Annotated in this window: 13 protein-coding genes; 11 read left to right on the top strand and 2 right to left on the bottom strand. The window is 34.9% G+C overall.

Features of this window, described 5'->3' with window-relative positions:
• The first annotated feature begins 231 nt into the window (after positions 1 to 231).
• From ACT5E3_RS08025 to ACT5E3_RS08000, 6 genes are all read left to right on the top strand, one after another.
• The gene (locus tag ACT5E3_RS08025) at positions 232 to 771 is read left to right on the top strand and encodes a hypothetical protein (protein WP_444997781.1); all 540 of its coding nucleotides are present in this window, start codon (positions 232 to 234) and stop codon (positions 769 to 771) included.
• A gap of 88 nt (positions 772 to 859) precedes the next feature.
• Positions 860 to 1,645: a hypothetical protein gene (locus ACT5E3_RS08020; protein WP_444997780.1), complete on the top strand. Its 786-nt coding sequence runs from the start codon at positions 860 to 862 to the stop codon at positions 1,643 to 1,645.
• A 532-nt stretch (positions 1,646 to 2,177) separates the two neighbouring features.
• Positions 2,178 to 2,720: a hypothetical protein gene (locus ACT5E3_RS08015; protein ID WP_444997779.1), complete on the top strand. Its 543-nt coding sequence runs from the start codon at positions 2,178 to 2,180 to the stop codon at positions 2,718 to 2,720.
• A 97-nt stretch (positions 2,721 to 2,817) separates the two neighbouring features.
• Positions 2,818 to 3,606 carry a hypothetical protein gene (locus tag ACT5E3_RS08010; protein WP_444997778.1) on the top strand — a complete coding sequence of 263 codons (789 nt, stop codon included), beginning with the start codon at positions 2,818 to 2,820 and terminating at the stop codon, positions 3,604 to 3,606.
• Between the two features lie 904 nt (positions 3,607 to 4,510).
• Positions 4,511 to 6,403, top strand: a complete 1,893-nt coding sequence (locus ACT5E3_RS08005) for a M20/M25/M40 family metallo-hydrolase (RefSeq protein WP_444997777.1) — start codon at positions 4,511 to 4,513, stop codon at positions 6,401 to 6,403.
• 247 nt (positions 6,404 to 6,650) lie between these two features.
• Complete coding sequence (locus ACT5E3_RS08000) at positions 6,651 to 7,367, top strand: PPC domain-containing protein (protein WP_444997776.1); 717 nt, start codon at positions 6,651 to 6,653, stop codon at positions 7,365 to 7,367.
• Positions 7,368 to 7,535: 168 nt separating this feature from the next.
• On the opposite strand, the gene ACT5E3_RS07995 is transcribed toward ACT5E3_RS08000, so the two are convergent.
• Both ACT5E3_RS07995 and ACT5E3_RS07990 read right to left on the bottom strand, forming a co-directional pair.
• On the bottom strand, positions 7,536 to 7,841 hold the full coding sequence (locus tag ACT5E3_RS07995; protein WP_444997775.1) for a putative signal transducing protein: 306 nt from the start codon (positions 7,839 to 7,841) through the stop codon (positions 7,536 to 7,538).
• 52 nt (positions 7,842 to 7,893) lie between these two features.
• Positions 7,894 to 9,129: a hypothetical protein gene (locus ACT5E3_RS07990; protein WP_444997774.1), complete on the bottom strand. Its 1,236-nt coding sequence runs from the start codon at positions 9,127 to 9,129 to the stop codon at positions 7,894 to 7,896.
• Positions 9,130 to 9,744: 615 nt separating this feature from the next.
• Between ACT5E3_RS07990 and ACT5E3_RS07985 the strand changes: the two genes are divergently transcribed.
• The 5 genes from ACT5E3_RS07985 to ACT5E3_RS07965 all read left to right on the top strand — a co-directional run bounded on the left by ACT5E3_RS07985 (position 9,745) and on the right by ACT5E3_RS07965 (position 16,524).
• A complete protein-coding gene (locus tag ACT5E3_RS07985) occupies positions 9,745 to 11,082 on the top strand; it encodes a methyl-accepting chemotaxis protein (protein ID WP_444997773.1) in 1,338 nt (445 codons plus the stop codon).
• Positions 11,083 to 11,297: 215 nt separating this feature from the next.
• Complete coding sequence (locus ACT5E3_RS07980; RefSeq protein WP_444997772.1) at positions 11,298 to 12,050, top strand: TetR/AcrR family transcriptional regulator; 753 nt, start codon at positions 11,298 to 11,300, stop codon at positions 12,048 to 12,050.
• Between the two features lie 15 nt (positions 12,051 to 12,065).
• On the top strand, positions 12,066 to 14,435 hold the full coding sequence (locus ACT5E3_RS07975) for an efflux RND transporter permease subunit (RefSeq protein ID WP_444997771.1): 2,370 nt from the start codon (positions 12,066 to 12,068) through the stop codon (positions 14,433 to 14,435).
• 95 nt (positions 14,436 to 14,530) lie between these two features.
• The gene (locus ACT5E3_RS07970) at positions 14,531 to 15,319 is read left to right on the top strand and encodes an outer membrane lipoprotein-sorting protein (protein WP_444997770.1); all 789 of its coding nucleotides are present in this window, start codon (positions 14,531 to 14,533) and stop codon (positions 15,317 to 15,319) included.
• Positions 15,320 to 15,321: 2 nt separating this feature from the next.
• A complete protein-coding gene (locus tag ACT5E3_RS07965; RefSeq protein WP_444997769.1) occupies positions 15,322 to 16,524 on the top strand; it encodes a hypothetical protein in 1,203 nt (400 codons plus the stop codon).
• Positions 16,525 to 16,549 lie beyond the last annotated feature (25 nt).

Genomic DNA, 16,549 nt, shown 5'->3' with positions numbered 1-16,549 from the left:
ATACATTATAAAATTCCAAATAAATATCTCTTCGCTAAACACCAGTTAAAAACAATACTTCAGCGAATCTACCTTGTTGAATTACTTAAAAATTTTCTTCACTGTCAAGTGTAAATAGTTTACTAAAGAAAAAAATATCTCAGCCGATTATATTTATAACTTTACAAACACCATTGTGAAGTCACTAACAGAGAATAATTAAACTTAAATATAAAAAAGGTATCAAACTCTATGAAAATGAAGAAACTTATATCAGGCGTAGCATTATCACTTAGTATATTGACAGCTGGCACTATTTCAGCGGCTCAAGTAACAACCCAATTTATGAATCAAACTTATAACGAAGTCAAAAACTGGGCAGGTTATACCAATCCTAATGTTTATTACAATAGAAACGTCTGTGGTGAATCCAATGGTATTACGGCTTATGCCTGCAACCAAAATATTCAAGTAGGCTTTAGCTTTTTACAGCAACTAGAAAACAATTATCCACTATCTTCTAAATATGTATTTGCTCACGAATGGGGTCACACGATCCAATTTAAATATGGCATTTTTTCACAAGTTCCGTATCAAGAGCTACAAGCAGACTGTGTTGGTGGTGCTTTTACTTATTATGCACAAAATAACTTAGGTTATAGCGGTATCTTTCAATCAGCTCAAGGCTTAGCATACTCCTTTGGCGACCCAACCCACGGTACAGGCTCACAACGAGCTTACTATGTGCGCAATGGTTATAATACCAGAGGCAACTTAGTCAATTGTTTCTAAAACATTTACTCATTCAAGCTCACTGTAAAATAGTGAGCTTTTCAATCAAAATGAAACAACTAATCAAACTTTTATATCTGGTGAGTCTATGAAAAAATCATTTATAACCATACTTCTATTGAGCGGTATTGTTTTAATCAGTTTTTATTTCAATTTTGATGATACCTATCAAGTAGAATCAAAAAATATTTCAGAACCTCAAAATTCAAAAAAAGCGAATGTATCTGACCACCAACAACCTGAAGCAAAAGAAAACAATAAAGAAACAGGACAAACCGATTCAGCCACATTACTTGGAGAAGAACAATTAACCATTAATGACTTAATGAACAACCAAGAATCTATGGATGATGTTTATGTTCCACCCGTACCACTCACCGAAGAAGAAAAAGCCTTACATGAAAAACTGGAAAAGCTAGGCCATATCATACCCATTGAATATTATAATTACGGATTAGATACTTTAGAAAGCTTAGCTGAAAATGGAGACTCTAATGCCGCCTTTCATTTAGGAGAAAGATACTATTATCAATTACTCAATGATCCTGCTCATATGGATTATAACGATAGCATTGATTATAAAGCAGCAGCCCGAGACGCTTTTTCAAAAGCTTTATATTTAGGTAATCGTCATGCAGCGGCTGTTATATCGGAATTAAATATGATCGAAAAAAATCATGAAGATGCTTATAGCTGGCATTTGCTCGCAGAAGATTTAGGTGATACTCCCGCAACAGAATGGTTCAAACACCAAGAGTTTTATGCAACTATAACCGAAGATCAGAAACAGAAAGCTTATGAAAAATATGAGTTTTTAAAACAACGCTTTCAAGATCAATGGCTTAATGAAGGAAAAGAATCTTTACTTAACTAGCTTTTAAATTTCTCTTAATGCAATAAGCTTTAATGATTACTTATTTGATAAAATACTAATTATTAAAGCTATCTACGGTTCAAACTTGCAGCACTTCAATAAACTAAGTTAACGTTACGTCAACTACAAAAACACTAATACATCATCGATTTCTTATTACTTTTAATTTTATATGCCCGTGTAAAACGATTAGAAAAAACCGCTTTTCGTTACATTTTTTTTCTTATGCGAAAAAATTATAAATCCAATATAACAGAGTTCAACTTCATTAAAAGTGCGTACATAAAATGATAACAACCAGCACATAACCGCAACGTCACTTAATTAGACATCCCCACAATTTTTCATAATAAAAAACAAGCAAAAACAAAAAAAACAATTACAAAAAAACATCTTTTACAATAAAAACTAATGTCAAGTGTAAATATTACATTTTATAAAAGCTAACTCCAGCGAATAATTTATCTGACACGACACTCACATTAATCGTGTCAAATAATAATTAAACGTAACTTTTAAAAGGAATCAAAACATGATGATAAAAAAAATATTAACTAGCGCAGCAATCGTAGCAAGTATCCTAACCATCAATAGTGCTTCTGCAGCCCAAGTAACCACTCAATTTTTAAATAAAACGTATAGTGAAGTTAAAAATTGGGCGGGATACACCAACCCCAATGTTTATTATGATAGAAACGTTTGTGGCGAACCCAATGGGGTTACAGCTTATGCCTGCAATCAGAATATTCAACTCGGCACCAGTTTTTTACAACGAATAGAAAACTCTTATCCATTAGCATCTAAATATGTTTTTGCTCATGAGTGGGGACACACAATCCAATTTAAATACCGTATTCTCTCACAAGCTCCTTATCAAGAACTTCAGGCCGACTGTGTCGGTGGAGCATTTGCTTATTACGGTCAAAATAATTTAGGTTATTCTGGGTTATTTCAATCCGCACAAGGATTAGCTTATGCAATCGGTGGTGATGCAGAACATGGTACTGGATCGCAGAGAGCTTATTATGTACGTAACGGCTATAACACTGGTGGCAACTTGGTTAGTTGTTTTTAATCCATAATTAACCAAAAGCTCACTTTTATTTTTAAATAGTGAGCTTTTTAATCACAACAATATAAAATCCAGTGAACGTTTAAATCAGGCGAACATTATGAAAAAACTATTATTAACGACACTCCTACTCATTGTTGTAGGTTTAATCGGTTATTATATAAATCAAGAAAGTGCTATTGAGAGTGATCAAGAAACAGAAAGTAAAAAGTCAAAAAATATTGTAGAACTTCAAAAAACACAAACACAACAACCTGAAGCAAAAGAAAACAATAAAGAAACAGGACAAGCCGATTCAGCCACATTACTTGGAGAAGAACAATTAACCATTAATGACTTAATGAACAACCAAGAATCTATGGATGATGTTTATGTTCCTCCCGTACCACGCACCGAAGAAGAAAAAGCCTTACATGAAAAACTGGAAAAGCTAGGCCATATCATACCCATTGAATATTATAATTACGGACTAGATACTTTAAAAAGTTTAGCTGAAAATGGAGACTCTAATGCCGCCTTTCATTTAGGAGAAAGATACTATTATCAATTGCTCAATGATCCTGCTCATATGGATTATAACGATAACATGGATTATAAAGCAGCAGCCCGAGACGCTTTTTCAAAAGCTTTATATTTAGGCAATCGTCATGCAGCGGCTGTTATATCAGAATTAAATATGATCGAAAAAAATCATGAAGATGCTTATAGCTGGCATTTGCTCGCAGAAGATTTAGGTGATACTCCCGCAACAGAATGGTTCAAACACCAAGAGTTTTATGCAACTATAACCGAAGATCAGAAACAAAAAGCTTATGAAAAATATGAGGCTTTAAAACAACGCTTTCAAGATCAATGGCTGAATGAAGGGCAAGAATCATTACTCGATTAATCACCTTATCGGCTTAATTGCTATAATTTTAGTTCCATTGAACATAAAATTTATAACGTTATAAAAACAAAAATCTCAATAAGAAAAAAATCAACAACAACATTGAGTAAATTCAAAAATTACAGCAGCTTCTATTTTTTATACCATGTAATTATTTTGTTTATTTAAGACAGTTTACATTGAATGAATTAAAGTTCTGCTTCACTTTTTATTTTTAATAAATAAAAAAACACTAAAAATAGTTACAGCCCAACTGGTCAGATGAGATTGTTTTACGCTAAGTAATTAAAACTTTGAGCAATTTATCTCTTTTTATTGTGTAATATTCACGTCACATTTTTGTGACATGTGCACGCTACTTAGTTGCATTTAAAAACATATCTTCATAATATTTCTCGCGTGTACGAATAAAAAAACAATAATATTCAGACGATAAAAAAATACTTTAGGTACGCTTAAATATGAATATAAGAATAAGCTACCCGAGAAAAAACATCTTACAACAAAATTGCACATAATGCTTTTTATTCAGGGGTTGCGAAGATGTTATAAAGAATTTATCAGCGAACGCCCCAATGCCCCTATCGTTTTTTAAATGGTATTGTGACGCTGGTTTATTAAATGAAGAACACAGTCAACTTAATGCTTAACGATTGTTGTTCTAAATAGAATGGTAGCAATGGATTTTGTAGCTTTTTATAAATAAGCAGCTGCTACTTGATACGTTGCCCCATAAAATAGATGCTCGTCAGCAACGGGTGTCGTATTGAACTTGGAAGCTAATTTTTATGAGATTGCTTTTCTAGAAGGATAAAACATTCTTCTTTTAATTTCTTTAGCTTTTTATTTTAAAAACACAACTTTGTAAACTTAATCATTTCTTGTCTTAAGACAGAGGATTCTCATGAAAAAAAATATAATGACCATGTTGGCATTAGGCGGTGTTGCATTAACACACACTGCAATTGCACAACCGGAAGGTCTTACTAGCACCAATGATAAAAAAGTATGGGTCTCTATTGGTTCAGATGCTTATTCTTTAATCAATCAAAAATACACATCAAAGTTCAGTTTAACTCAACCAACACTTCACAATGCCAGTCATGGTGGTGTTGCTGTTGTACAGATACCTGAGTCACAAATTGATGCATTAAGCGAATTTATGCATGATAAATTCAATCGATGCGGTGGTTTTGTTTTTCACGAATCATTTAACGAAGCACAATCTTATGCAGCAATACCAGCCCAACTAACACCTTCAGTATTGATTGACTACACAATAGACAATTCTGATGGTGTTAATGCTTTATTCAACAAATTATCATCTTCTAACTTATCATCTACCGTTAACACATTAAGTAACTATCATAATCGTTACTATACCTCTCAAACCGGTGTTGATGCATCCAACTGGATCAAGAATAAGTGGGCCAACATTAGTAGTGGTCGCTCTGACATTTCGGTAGAAAGTTATAACCACAGTTGGAATCAATCATCTGTAATTGCAACAATTACAGGAACAACAAAGCCAAATGAAATTGTCATTATCGGCGGACATCTAGATTCGATCAATTCTGGAAATACAAGTGGTAGAGCACCAGGTGCTGATGATAATGCTTCTGGTATTGCCGTCATCACAGAAACATTACGAGCTATCGTTGCGAGCGGTTTTAAGCCAGAGCGTACAATAAAAATTATGGGTTATGCGGCTGAAGAAGTCGGACTACGAGGCTCAAAAGCCATTGCACAAAGCTATAAATCTAGCGGTAAAAATGTTGTTGGAGTTGCTCAATTTGACATGAGTGGCTACAAAGGCACGCAAGGTAAAGACATTGTATTTATGACTGACTATACCAATGCTGCACAAACTCAGTTTATGAAACAATTGATTGATACCTACATGCCTGGCGTTAATTATGGTTCAGATCGATGTGGTTACGGTTGTTCAGATCATGCCTCTTGGCACAACCAAGGCTATCCGGCAGCCATGCCTTTTGAATCAAACATGGGTGATATTAACAGCCGAATACATACTTCTAATGATAGTAGCTTTAACGAAAGTCATTCTTTCAACTTTGTAAAACTATCTTCTGCTTTTGTTGCAGAATTAGCTAAAGGTGGAACAGGCTCAACACCACCACCTCCTCCTCCTCCTCCAGGCGGTAATGAGTTAGAGAACGGCGTTTCTAAAACCGGTCTAAGTGCAAATAAAGGTAGTGATTTAAAATACACCTTTAAAGTTCCATCAGGTGCAACTAACATCAAGTTTGAAATGAGTGGCGGTAGTGGTGATGCTGACTTATATGTGAAGTTTGGCTCTGCTCCAACTGATTCGAGTTATGATTGCCGTCCATATAAAAATGGTAATGCTGAAACGTGTACTGGAAGCCAAACAGGTGGTACTTACTATCTACGCTTAAAAGCCTACAGTACTTTTTCTGGTGTGAGTATCAAAGCAAGTTATTCAGATGACACTAACCCAGGAACCGATCCAATAAACCGAACTGAAAACAATGTTTCAGTAACTAGAGGTCAGTGGACTCGTTTCACTCAAATATTACCAGCAGGTTATGCGAATTTAAAAGTAACAACATCTGGTGGTACAGGTGATGCAGACTTATATGTTCGTAAAGGCGCTCAATCAACTCAATCATCTTATGATTGTCGACCTTATAAAAATGGTAATGCTGAAACTTGTAGTTTTAACAGCCCAGCAGCTGATACTTGGTATATTGATCTATACGGTTATAGTTCAGCATCAGGTGTAACATTAAAAATTGAAGCTCAACCCAAATAGTATTGAGTCTAATTTCAAGGGGTTGCTCTTATAGCGCCCCTTGTTTTGTTGATGAGTTATCTGTCGAAAGCCGTCCTCCCCGAATTCCTTTCTATTCGCACGTAAATATTCACAATAATTTTGCAAATTATTAACGCTTTCCCAGTTTGCACTAATTAGCAATATACAATAATCTTCTCTTAACCAATTTCATTCAACATAATTCCATCCGGCTCGTAATAACTTCTATTGAAAGGCAGTATATAGAATGCAGTATCAACTTAAACTACTGGTGGGACTACTAGGTATTATTTTTGTTTGTCTTTCCTTAAAAGCAGCTTCAAACTGCCAGCTAGCTTTTCATGAAAATAGAATGCTTCAAAATAACCATACGATAACTTCTAGTTTTTTAGGCTTAGTGACTCAGGCGGCCAATATTAAAGTTTTCACTAATAAACTGGCAAAACGATTAACCAATAGCTCTATATTGGCGACTTCTCTTTCCATAACCCAACATAAAAACCGCGTTAAAACCGACGTTTCTCCCCCTAAAACTAACTGTTCATATAAAGTAGATTCCTGCACAACAAATAATAAAGGGAAAGCCGAAAATAGTAACTTTTTAAAAAATAGAGTTCCCAAAAAATATTTAAGCTTAAAAACAGGAGAGAGTACAACTTATAAAATGCAAGTACCTGAAGGAGCCAGTAACGTCAATTTTAATATTGAAGGCGGTACTGGAGATGCAGATTTATATGTAAAATTCGGTTCAAAACCTACAGCAAACTCCTATGACTGCCGACCTCATAAAAATGGCAATAATGAATATTGCAATGTTTACCAGTCCGGTGGTATTTACTATATTCAAGTAACAGCACATAGTGAATTTAAAGATGTTGTTTTAACAGGTAACTACATTAGCTTGAGTCAATTAGTACTACAGCCTATAAAAATATTTGAAACAAATATAAAAGCGATGAATTAATCAATTAACTCATTTGACTCTACAGTATGGTTTTGCAGCTATGATTAGATTGAAATAGCACTGCTAAACATAATCAACCTCAGCTCTGGATAAGAAAAATCATCAGAGCGTCTATTTTTGCGGCTTTCAGCGTTAAGCGCCTTTGCAATAGTTAGCTTTGTGATGAATTTAACTTTGTGACGAATTACATTGCCAACAAATTTTAAAGTTGCCACTATTATCTTCACCACAAGATGGACAGAACCAATCAGGCAAACCTTTTAATTCACAGATTTGTTTAATTAAATCAGTGGCAACTTGAATATTACTTTCATCATATACCCACAACTCAGGCCAAAAAATTCCTGCAGGGACTTCTCCTACTGCGCTTTGAATGAGTTCATTTTTAATAAAACAAGGGATGTCATTTATTTCTAAAATATTTTTGTAATGGTTAATGATCAATAAATTTTCACAACTTAATATTTTATTCATAATAAACAGTTTATTAAACTATTACACTATCAATCTCTACGTCAATACTTAACTAAGTAAACTCATAATAGAAACGATGTGCAGTGTGCCAAAGAGGGTAATCGACATCTAAATAAAACCCAACATAATTAGAAGGATCATCATTTAATAGCATAAAAGTTTGAGCTAATAATTCATCAATATGAGCCACACCAGACTTTGCGCTCAACTTTTCTTCTTCTGGCTTAAATAACATAATTTCTGGACTATCTGAAAACCTCTCACTCCATAAATCATCGGGAGTATGCACCATTTCTAGTGCTTTTATACTAATGGGATAACACCCAGCCTGAATCGAACTCAATTTAGCAAAATCCTTTTCTATCATTGATAATAAAACAAGTCGTTTGGCAGGACTTCTTTGAGAAATGCTTTGGCAAATCACCTTATGACCTTTTTTCATAGGATTCAATTGTGTTTTAAGATCTAAGTTGGCTAAAGTAATATCAAACTTTTCACTATTAATAGGCTCTAAAGTATGGTTATAAATCAAATCAAACCCTAAGCCACCAACACCAGCAAAACACTTCTCAACTCCCGCAGAAGAAAAATCAGTAAATAAAAAGCTACTGTTTTCTATAATCTTATTTTTAGGTAAATTATCTTTGGAAAATAATTTGGGCTTATCGATTTGAATCGGTTTATGGTTTCCTCCAAAAGCTTGCACAAATGGTCTCGCATTTTTGGTAAACTGAACACCAACACGGTTAGCAATAATTATTTCATCCAAATAATTTTTACTACGCTTATTAACTCGAGTTACATGTATACCAAGATATAAGTCAACTTCTTCTCCGCAGATTTCTTTATTGGTTTCAAACGCCACTTTTCTCAATTTTTTTGTATAGGTATCACCCGAAGCGCTATTTTGAGCTTTTGAAAACAACAGTTTACGCTTTAACTCTGACTGACTCGTTGCATAATCAAAAATCAAATTCTGGTATTCATTGATTAAGCTTTGAAAATTATCCAAACATTCTTTATTTTTTAATAAAGATTTGAACTTAGCATAAAACTGGTTTAACCCATTAGTGCCAGGTAAAGTAACAATCACATCAATGCCATCTTTACTTTTCGTTAATGCTTGCACTAACCTTTGGCAAGTTGATTTGTTAATACCAGTCCACCTTGCTAATCCAGCAATAGAATGAGCAGAGCGAGGAATATGCTCAAAAATCTGCCGAAGTATTTTTTTAAAATGCTCACCGCTTCTTCTTACTTGAACAAGATCGACTTCTTTTAAAACCATAACAATACTAAACCTTATACTAAATAGCCTTAATTACTACCTAAACATTATTATCTACAGTAATAATCTGAATACCGCTAAACCAGACCGCACTAACCACAAAAAATTTTGAGTAATATTACCACTATCGACTGCATATTTCAGAATTTATATTCGCTTGTCTCTTTAATACTAACGGCCCATTAAATATCTTACGAACAACCCGTTTTGAAGTTTAACTTTTCAAAACGATAAAACCTCTAAATACAACAGAGAAAACTCACTAACCTATTGATTAATATAAAATTAGTCTTTAAACATCACCATAAGACACGACCTAACGTTGGTATGTCTGCTCATTTTCTCTAACGTCAACTCACGCTATGGTGTATTGATATAACGTAGGGTTTGTATTTCTAATACTGTAGTCACGGTTTCATAATAATAGGCATTCTCATCATAGGCTTTTTCAGCTCACTCTCTCAACATGCATAAGGTAACTAGGTAATTGACATATAGTTCAGTCTATATTGATACTTAATATTTGCTCTCCTCCTCCTCGACTTTATATGAATAATTTACTCTAAATTCAATAAAATGCTCTATATTAAAATAAAGCATCTAAGAACAAGCCCAGTGGTTTTATTACGACTAACCGATAGATTGGATATTCAAAAACGATTTATGAGCGAAATCAATTCAAAAGAGACTGCCAATGAGCCACCATCTTTATTAAAGCTATATCTCAGTTTAATGGGACCCAGTATACTTTTGCTATTAATCGGGTTTATCATAATCAGCCTGTTTACAGGGATGAGCAGTTCTCAAATGATTGGCCTAGCCTTTTTATTTGTAGTTATTTTTGCGATTGGACTTTTACAAGTTTGGCATCAAATATACCAAGGTTTAGAGTCGCTTCACCAGCATGTTACTAAAATAACCGACAGCAAACGAGTCAACATTAAGCTACGTTTTGATCTCAATAAAGCTGCCATTTTTCGTCCAGTATTTAGTACATTTAATAAACAACGCCAAGATATAGATACACTTCTCACTAAAATTTATGCATCTTGTGCCAGATTAGTTCCTATGGCCGATGAGATGAATGATAACCATCATGCTATGCAGCAGAAAGCGATGATGCAAGACCAACTTGGTAATAAGCTCAATTCAGCTTTTTCACAAATTTACGAAGCCGCAGCTAATTTGCATGAAGATCTCAATACTATTTCAGATAAAGTCAATGAGTCAGACAAAACAATAAAAGAAGCTTTTGAGGGAGCGTCTCGCAATAGCCAAAGCATTCAACAACTCACGATACAACTAGAAGAAGCAACCTCTCATATTGAACAACTGCAAAAAGATAGCAATCAGATTAACGATATTATTGATGTTATAACAAGCATTGCAGACCAAACTAATCTACTCGCATTAAATGCAGCAATTGAGGCTGCAAGAGCTGGAGAGCAAGGGCGTGGGTTTGCCGTTGTAGCAGACGAAGTCAGAACACTTGCAGAAAAAACCAACTCATCTACTCAAGAAGTCAGAGATATGGTCTCTAGAATACAAGAAGGAACAGGCGCAGTTAGCCAATCAATAAAACAAGGTGTTTCGGCATTTAATGAAACTCTAAAGCTATCAGAAGAATCCTCTGTACAGCTCACTAAAGCAATAGAGTCAATTAATTCAATCCACTCGCTATCTATCAATATTATTAACTCATCCAATCACCAGCGTGAAGTATCCTCAGGTGCACAAACAGAAATAAAGTCAATAGTTGAACTCAATGCAGATGTGCTAGGGGGAAGTAAAGAGCAAGAAATCAGTGCTGAAGACTTAAAAAAGCTAGCGGATAGGTTAAAATCATTATTAGACTCATTTAACTTTAACAATGCTAATTGGGACGATGCGAAGAGACCGAAAAAAAAGGGCCTCACTTCAGAACTAAAAGCGACAAGCGTTGATTTGTTCTAATGCAGCAAAATAGACAAAGGATAGTTTTTAACCTTCATAAAAATTAAAATAACATTATAAACTTAACCCTTTGTTTTAATTAATAATACATCTATCTATTAATAAAAATACATCTCATCCCCACTATTAAGGCTTGATATCTAAGCATCAATAGCTATAATGACGAACCGTCACATGACGATTCGTCACTTATAATGTAAAAGATAGAATATCACATGAGCCCAAGAACTATCTCACAAGCCAAATTTGCAGAACGCGAAAAAGAATTGATTGAAATCGCACGTTCACTGGTAGAAAAAGCCTGTTTAACAACATTAACAATTGATAAACTAGTTGCTGCAGCGCCTTACTCAAAGGGCACTATATATAAGCATTTTATTAGTAAAGAAGATTTAATTCTTGCTATTTGCAATACCAGCATGCAGGAAATTCAATCACTTTTTACTCGCGCACTTCAATTCAATGGCAATAGTCGTGAAAAAATGGTCGCCGTTATTGTTTCTTACATTATTTGGGCAAAGCTACACCCCTCACAATTATTTGCGGTACTTTCAGCCCACTCTCCAAGTGTTGTTGCTTGTAGTTCAGATGAAAACAATGAACTCCATCAACAATGCGAAATTGATTTAATGGCTTTAATGAATGCAGAAATTATAAAAGCCATTGACGCTGGTGATTTAGAACAACCCGAAGGTATGGCTTTTGAGCAGATTACTTTTGCACTTTGGTCATCCACTTGGGGAGCATTAGCACTCATTATGAGCAAGGGTAACTCAATAAAACTACAACCAATGACACTTGAAAGAGAGTCATTTACAAATACCCGCCTGATTTTAGATGGCTTTAATTGGAAGCCCCTTTCAAAAAACTGGGACTACCATTTAACAGTCAAAAAAATTACTGAAGAAATTTTTCAACCAGAAATTCAAGCCCTAGAAGAAAAGGGTACACCTTTTGTTTTTAACTAACTTTGGAAATCCACTATGGAAAAGTTTTCTGACTTTATTACCCAACGCCGCTGGTTAGTCATATTTGCAACACTTGCATTAGTAGCAATTAGTATTTTTGGACTTTTTAAAACAGGCAAGGCACATATGCCGTTTAAAAGCGACTATAAAGTATTTTTTCAGCCAGATAATAAACAGCTCAATGATTTTTTAAACTTACAAAAAATTTATAGTAAAAGTGATAATGTTGCTTTTATTGTTGCTCCTAAAGACGGTAATATATTTACCAAAGACACATTAACCGCCATTTGGGAACTAACCAACGAAGCTTGGCAGGTTACCTATAACTCACGAGTCGATTCAATCACCAACTTTCAATACAGCTTTGCTGAAGGTGATGATCTCATCATAGAAGATTTAGTATTAGAAGCAGAAATGCTTGATGAAGATGCCATTGCACGCACTAAAAAAGTCTCATTAGAAGAACCTTTACTCGTTAAAAAATTGATTTCAGAAAAAGGTAATGTTGCAATTGTTAATGTCACTATTCGTCTTCCTGGCATTGATAAGTCAGCAGAAGTTCCTGAAGTAGCAACATCGGTTAGAGCAATCAAGGAACAGTTTGCTGAACGTTACCCCAATATCGACTTTATGCTTTCTGGCATGGTAATGATGAACAATAGCTTTCCTGAAGCTTCTAAAGAAGATAGCTCTCAAAAAATCCCACTAATGTTATTAGTTGTTATTCTTATGGTAGGACTTTTACTAAGAACCATTACCGGAACAATAGCAACTTTAATCATTATCATGCTCAGTATTGCTTCAACAATGGGAGTATGGGCATGGTTTGACGGCTACTTAACAGGACCATCAGCAGGCTCTCCAATTGTAATATTAACATTAGCAGTAGCTGACTGCGTGCATATTCTATCGACCTTTTATTACAATATGCGGCATGGTATGGATAAAAACTCAGCCATCAAAGATAGTCTTAGAGTGAATATGCAGCCAATATTTTTAACCAGTTTAACAACAGCTATTGGCTTTCTTACTATGAACTTTTCCGATGCACCACCATTTGCTCATTTAGGAAATATGGTCGCTATTGGTGTTACATTTGCGTTTATTTTTTCTGTTACTATTTTTCCAGCTATCTTAATGGTGCTACCTATTAAAGTTCGCACAAGAACAGAGCATAAACGAGACTCAATGGATAAGTTAGCTGAGTTTGTTATTGGTAATCGAAAATGGTTGCTTCCCGTTTCAGCTCTCATCATTATCGTTCTAACTGCATTTGTTGCAAAAAATGAACTTAATGACGACTTTGTTAAATATTTTGATAAGACGGTTCCTTTTCGCCAAGCTACAGATTTTATGCAAGAGCATATGTCAGGTATGACAACCGTAGAATTATCATTTGACTCCAAAAAAAGTAGCGGTATCAATGACCCTCAATTTATCAAGTTTGTTTCTGATTTTGCCGATTGGCTACGTCAACTCGACAAAGCCGATCATGTTAATACGATAACAGATACCTTAAAGCGTCTTAATCGAAATATGCATAATGATGATCCAGCTTGGTATAAATTACCAGAACAGCAAGAGCTTGCAGCCCAGTACCTTTTGTTATACGAACTATCTTTACCACAAGGATTAGATGTTAATAATCAACTCAATGTTGATAAATCATCTACTCGACTGATTGCAACTTTTCAAAACTTAACATCCAATGAAATACTGAAACTAGAAAAAGATATTGTGCGGCACTTTGAAGCCCAAAACTCTGGCTACTCGCTTTCATTAGCAAGTCCGTCGCTCATGTTTGCACATATCGGCGCAAGCAATATTGTGAGCATGATTAAAGGCTCTTCCATTGCACTAATATTAATTTCAATATTAATTGGTATTGCATTACGTTCATTTAAGTTTGGACTTATTAGTTTGTTACCTAATTTAGCACCTGCAGCCGTTGGTTTTGGTTTCTGGGGGTTATTTGTTGGTGAAGTAGGTCTCGGTTTATCTGTGGTCATGGGTGTAACATTAGGTATTATTGTAGACGATACGGTTCACTTCTTGAGTAAATATATTCGGGCAAGACGCGAGAAAAACTTAAGCCCAGAAGATGCAGTTAGATATAGCTTTGCGAGCGTAGGTAAGGCACTTTGGGTAACTACTGCCGTTTTAATTGCAGGTTTCTATATCATGGCAACTTCAAGTTTTAAAGTAAACGCAGACATGGGATTGCTCACAGCAATTACAATATTAATTGCATTAATTATTGATTTTATTTTCTTACCGCCATTACTAATGGCATTCAAGGGTAACCAAAATAAGCAACGAGACGAGCATGCAAAAAGTAATACCGAAAGTGATGATGCGCATCTCAAACCAGCTATTCAAAAATAATAGTTAAGTGAAGTAGATTGCCAGAAAATAAGTTCAAACACTTACGGCCTGGCAAAAGTAAAATTGAAAATAAATAATTTTGTTTGGAGAAAACAATGAATTTTTTGAAAGTAGGTATTCTATCTATTGGACTAATTTTAGCACTGCCAACTGCATTTGCAGGCGAAGCAGAAAACAAAGGGTTAACTATATCCAAGGAAGCAAAGCGACGTGATTTTGGCTGGAAAGACAGCCAAGCAGAAATGGAAATGTTATTAAAAAACCAACATGGTCAAACCTCTACCCGTAATATGAAAATAAAGTCATTAGAACAAGAAAACGATGGTGATAAAAGCTTAACCGTTTTTGAGTCACCTAATGATGTAAAAGGCACAGCATTTTTAAGCTTCTCTCACCCTCAGGCAAACGATGAGCAATGGCTTTATCTACCCGCATTAAAAAGAGTTAAACGTATATCATCACGTAATAAATCAGGTTCATTCATGGGGAGTGAATTTTCATTTGAAGATTTAACCTCTTTTGAAGTCGAAAAATATACTTATAAATATATCAAAGATGAGGCGGTCAACAACTTAGACTGCTGGGTAATAGAGCAATATCCGGTAGACAAATACTCAGGTTATAAAAAACGAATAGTCTGGGTTGATAAAAAAGAGTATCGCGTCATGAAAACTGAGTTTTATGATCGTAAAAATGCGTTATTAAAAACTTTAACTTTCTCTGACTATAAGCAATATGTTAATAAATACTGGCGTGCATCTAAGCTAGAAATGATTAATCACCAATCAGGAAAAAGTACGGTATTAACCTGGAAAAATTATGAGTTTCAACAAGGGTTAGACGAAAGTAGCTTCAATAAAAATGCACTAAAAAGAGCCAGATAATAATGAGAAACATCATACGAACTCTTTTATGTTTAGCATTATTATCTAATGCGATAACAAGCTCAATATCTGCTGTAGAATTTGAAGTACGAGGCAATGCAGAAGTACAAGGACGTTTTTTTAATGAAGAAGCTTTACATTCATCACAACATGATAGCTATTTCTCTTTAGCTTTTATGCCTGAATTGTTTTGGAGTTGGAATGATGGTAACGACTCTTTTGAGTTTATTCCTTCTGCTCGCTGGGATCAACATGATGATGAAAGAACACATGCTGATATTCGTGAACTCAGTTGGATTCATGTGAGTGACGGGTGGGAAAGCAGAATTGGAGTCAGACGAGTTTTTTGGGGGGTAACAGAATTTCAACACCTAGTTGATATTATCAATCAAAGTGACTCGGTGGAAGATGTCGATAACGAAGATAAATTGGGGCAACCGATGGTCAATATATCATTAGTCAAAGACTGGGGAATTGTCGACTTTTATATATTACCAATGTTTAGAGAAAGAACTTTTGCCGGTCAAGAAGGACGCCCTGGTATACCATTAGTTAATGCAGATACCGCTTATTATGAATCGAGTGATGAAGACGAACATATAGATTTTGCTATACGTTGGACACATAGCATTGATGAGTTTGAATTAGGCTTGTCCTGGTTTGAAGGAACCAGTAGAAATCCGACTTTAATTCAATCACCTATACAAACACTTGTACCTGAATTAGTGCCTTATTATGCTCAAATCAGCCAACTGGGTTTTGAGCTGCAAGCCAATATAGGCGATCAGTTATGGAAGTTAGAAATGATTCATAATAAAAATAATATTGAAGACTATTGGGCAGCTCAAGGCGGTATTGAATATTCTCAATATAGTATTTTTGATTCAAATGCAGATTTAGGTTGGTTAGTCGAATATGCCTGGGATGAACGAGGAGATGAAAGCAGCTCTAATTTCCAGAATGATATATTTATTGGTAATCGACTAGCCCTTAATGATATTAACTCAAGCGAGTTGCTATTTGGCTTAAGCTACGATTTAGACTTTCAATCAACCAGCTTTTTACTCGAGGCAAGCCGTCGATTTGGCGATAGTATTAAAGTTTCACTTGACGTTCGATTCTTTGAGTCAGATGAGCAACAAGATCCTCTCTATCTATTCAGAAGAGATGATCATATTCAGTTGACCGCTCAATATTATTATTAACCATTGTTCAGTTTTTATCTGGCAA

It is taken from the genome of Aliikangiella litoralis (genome assembly GCF_052495765.1).
This window is presented reverse-complemented; position numbering and strand designations above follow the sequence as displayed.

Bases quoted from the DNA above. Each gene is read 5' to 3' on its own strand.
- ACT5E3_RS08020 (WP_444997780.1), top strand. From the start codon at position 860: ATGAAAAAATCATTTATAACCATACTTCTATTGAGCGGTATTGTTTTA.
- ACT5E3_RS08000 (WP_444997776.1), top strand. From the start codon at position 6,651: ATGCAGTATCAACTTAAACTACTGGTGGGACTACTAGGTATTATTTTT.
- ACT5E3_RS07970 (WP_444997770.1), top strand. From the start codon at position 14,531: ATGAATTTTTTGAAAGTAGGTATTCTATCTATTGGACTAATTTTAGCA.
- ACT5E3_RS08025 (WP_444997781.1), top strand. From the start codon at position 232: ATGAAAATGAAGAAACTTATATCAGGCGTAGCATTATCACTTAGTATA.
- ACT5E3_RS07980 (WP_444997772.1), top strand. From the start codon at position 11,298: ATGAGCCCAAGAACTATCTCACAAGCCAAATTTGCAGAACGCGAAAAA.
- ACT5E3_RS08005 (WP_444997777.1), top strand. From the start codon at position 4,511: ATGAAAAAAAATATAATGACCATGTTGGCATTAGGCGGTGTTGCATTA.
- ACT5E3_RS07990 (WP_444997774.1), bottom strand. From the start codon at position 9,129: ATGGTTTTAAAAGAAGTCGATCTTGTTCAAGTAAGAAGAAGCGGTGAG.
- ACT5E3_RS07995 (WP_444997775.1), bottom strand. From the start codon at position 7,841: ATGAATAAAATATTAAGTTGTGAAAATTTATTGATCATTAACCATTAC.
- ACT5E3_RS08010 (WP_444997778.1), top strand. From the start codon at position 2,818: ATGAAAAAACTATTATTAACGACACTCCTACTCATTGTTGTAGGTTTA.
- ACT5E3_RS07965 (WP_444997769.1), top strand. From the start codon at position 15,322: ATGAGAAACATCATACGAACTCTTTTATGTTTAGCATTATTATCTAAT.
- ACT5E3_RS07975 (WP_444997771.1), top strand. From the start codon at position 12,066: ATGGAAAAGTTTTCTGACTTTATTACCCAACGCCGCTGGTTAGTCATA.
- ACT5E3_RS08015 (WP_444997779.1), top strand. From the start codon at position 2,178: ATGATGATAAAAAAAATATTAACTAGCGCAGCAATCGTAGCAAGTATC.